The 263-nt window shown below is 58.9% G+C and carries 1 protein-coding gene; it reads left to right on the top strand.

Features of this window, described 5'->3' with window-relative positions:
- The coding region (locus KVH01_RS29605) for an immunoglobulin-like domain-containing protein (protein ID WP_217883818.1) at positions 1-263 on the top strand (263 nt) is incomplete at both ends.

Genomic DNA, 263 nt, shown 5'->3' with positions numbered 1-263 from the left:
GACCACTGGCGGCAACTTCGAAAAACTGGAAGTGGCAGGCAACGGCGCCACCACCACGATCAACGACACTATCGACAAGGTCGATGTGGTGCTGTCCGCCACCACCACCGTCGGCGAAGGCGGCAATATCGTCTACACCGCCAGCCTTGTGGATAAAAACGGCGCGCCGGTGACCAACATCACCAACCCGCTCACCGTCACCCTGGATAACGGTCAGTCCATCACTATCGGCGTGAACCAATCCAGCGGCTCTATCTCGGTTG

Source organism: Pseudomonas khavaziana (assembly GCF_019145205.1).
Taxonomy (GTDB): Bacteria; Pseudomonadota; Gammaproteobacteria; order Pseudomonadales; family Pseudomonadaceae; genus Aquipseudomonas; species Aquipseudomonas khavaziana.
The sequence above is the reverse complement of the archived record's forward strand: the minus strand, read 5'-3'. Positions and strand labels throughout refer to the sequence as shown.